This is a genomic window from Pseudoalteromonas sp., from assembly GCF_041613455.1.
Taxonomy (GTDB): domain Bacteria; phylum Pseudomonadota; class Gammaproteobacteria; order Enterobacterales; family Alteromonadaceae; genus Pseudoalteromonas.
In genome coordinates this window covers 1-2,551 of the sequence record NZ_JBFJHD010000321.1, presented here as the reverse complement: position 1 = coordinate 2,551, position 2,551 = coordinate 1, and the positions used below count along the sequence as shown (strand labels likewise).

Annotated in this window: 2 protein-coding genes; both read left to right on the top strand. The window is 40.3% G+C overall.

Features of this window, described 5'->3' with window-relative positions; genetic code table 11:
- Positions 1-275 precede the first annotated feature (275 nt).
- The gene (locus tag ABYB02_RS16560; RefSeq protein ID WP_372763468.1) at positions 276-1,442 is read left to right on the top strand and encodes a nucleotide sugar dehydrogenase; all 1,167 of its coding nucleotides are present in this window, start codon (positions 276-278) and stop codon (positions 1,440-1,442) included.
- Between the two features lie 583 nt (positions 1,443-2,025).
- Positions 2,026-2,551, top strand: a 526-nt coding sequence (locus tag ABYB02_RS16555; RefSeq protein ID WP_372763469.1) for an MFS transporter, incomplete at its 3' end; no start/stop codon positions are given.

Genomic DNA, 2,551 nt, shown 5'->3' with positions numbered 1-2,551 from the left:
TCTGGCTTCTGCATTGTTATCTGTGATTTTTTAAAACATTCGCACTACGTGCGCGCGGCAGCAAGCTACTCGCCTACGGGTAACCCAAAAACTGCGCTTGGCTAATTTCTGCCTGAAACCTGACACCTGAAACCTAAAACCTTGTTTTTCATCCCTTACAGAACGCTGTCCTTTTCCTGATACCAAAAACATAAATCACAACGCAAACCACCACCTCCTCTACTATCATGAAATATAAACTTTTATAACAGCCGTATTGAACGCTAGGATATTTTATGAAAATTACTGTGGTAGGTACTGGCTATGTTGGGCTTTCTAACGCTATATTATTAGCGCAACATAACGAAGTCGTGGCGCTTGATATCAATGAGCACAAAATAGCACAGCTGAAAGACAAACAATCCCCTATTGTTGATAACGAAATTAGTAACTATTTAACGCACAAAAATTTAAACTTTACCGCTACCACCAATAAAAGCCTTGCTTATAAAAATGCTGACTTTGTTATTATTGCCACGCCAACCGATTACGATGCCGAAACAAATCACTTTAATACCAGCTCGGTAGAAGCAGTTATAAAGCAAGCGTATAGCTTTAACCCAAATGCAATATTAGTTATAAAATCAACTGTACCTGTGGGGTTTACCAAGCGTATAAAAAGTGAACTTGCAGTGCCAAATATCATTTTTTCACCCGAGTTTTTACGCGAAGGTAAAGCCTTATACGACAACCTGTATCCATCGCGCATTGTTGTTGGTGAGCAAAGTGAACGCGCACAGGTATTTGCTAACTTACTTAAGCAAGCCGCTATTAAACAAAATATAGACATATTATTTACCGACTCAACCGAAGCTGAAGCCATTAAGCTGTTTTCGAATACTTATTTAGCCATGCGTGTCGCTTATTTTAACGAGCTCGATAGCTACGCCGAAACTAACAACCTTAACAGTAAACAAATAATACAAGGCGTAAGTTTAGATCCACGTATTGGCAACCACTATAACAACCCATCGTTTGGGTATGGCGGTTACTGTTTACCAAAAGATACCAAGCAACTGCGGGCAAATTATGCAGTGGTACCCAATAACCTGATTGGTGCTATTGTGGATGCAAACACCACGCGCAAAGACTTTATAGCAAAGTGTATTATTAAACGTAACCCAAATGTTGTAGGTATATACAGGCTGGTGATGAAGGCTGGATCCGACAATTTCCGATCGTCGTCAATTCAAGGAATAATGAAGCGTATAAAAGCAAAAGGGATAACGGTAATAGTGTACGAACCGGTACTGAAAGAAACTGAATTTTTTCACTCGCGAGTTATTAAAAACTTACACGAATTTAAACAGCTAGCCGATATTGTAGTTTCAAACCGTATGGTAGATGAGCTAAACGACATTGCAGATAAAGTGTATACCCGCGATTTATTTGGTAGTGACTGATTCAACATAAATAAGTGTGTCTTTATGCCTCTTGGCACAAATACATAATCCTGTTGCAGGCATGGCAGTATTTTTGTGTGAGCTGGAATATTAGCGACTTTAATCTTGATGCTCTGCTTCGCTATAATTTGTGCTCTGGCCCAATGACTATTGCCAATTTTTAAGTCGATATATTTTGAGGAAAAAAAACATTATCGATAACAAGGCAAAAATTTCGTTATTTAATTGCTCTCGGAATTGATTAAGTATTATTGCTAATTAGGAGCATAGCTCCCTGCAAAATCGAGTGCTTCACTATGGCAATTAAAGCCGTTATATAACCTAAAACTCGTCCAGCCTTGAAATACAATATCATCCTGCATACCAGCTTAACTTTTAAAATGTGAGCCTGTTTAACTTTGGCTTATTTTGCAGAGCCACGACAAATTTTGATAGTTTAAAAACTTTAAAGCCTATACAAACTAGTTTCTTCACGTATCATTTTAAGGCCAGTAAATTAAAAGGAGCCTTCTTGTTTAATCTTCCTCCCACTACCATTGCCCTTATTATCATTTGCAGCGGATCTATTATAGGGCCGCTTGGCATGGCAGGCGTTAATATCGCTATTCCAAATCTTGCTGAAGATTTAAACGCAAGCGCAAAAATGATTGCGTGGATGCCCACCTTGTATTTACTCAGTAGCGTTATATTTATGCTACCGTGCGGCAAAATTGCAGACAACTATGGCCGTAAACGTGTCTACGCTTTTGGTTTAGGCTTAAATGCACTCGCCTCGCTGATGTGTGCGTTAGCAAGCTCTATAGAATGGGTGCTGTTTTGGCGTTTTATGCAAGGGGCAGCAGGCGCGATGATTTTTGGTATTGGCGTTGCAATCATTACCTCTGTCACTCCTGATAATAAACGCGGCATGGCACTAGGTACCTCGGCGGCGTGTGTATACATAGGGCTGAGTGCAGCGCCTGCAGTCGGTGGCTGGCTCACTGAAATCTGGGGCTGGCGCGCCGTGTTTTACTCACAAATCCCCCTAGTGCTTATGCTATTAGTCGCCATTAAACTGTTTTTACATGGCGAATGGAAAAACGATAAAAAATCGCCGTTTGATTGGTGGG

What these genes read in the sequence shown, in the direction of transcription:
- ABYB02_RS16560 (WP_372763468.1), top strand. Translation starts at nt 276, where the DNA reads ATGAAAATTACTGTGGTAGGTACTGGCTATGTTGGGCTTTCTAACGCT.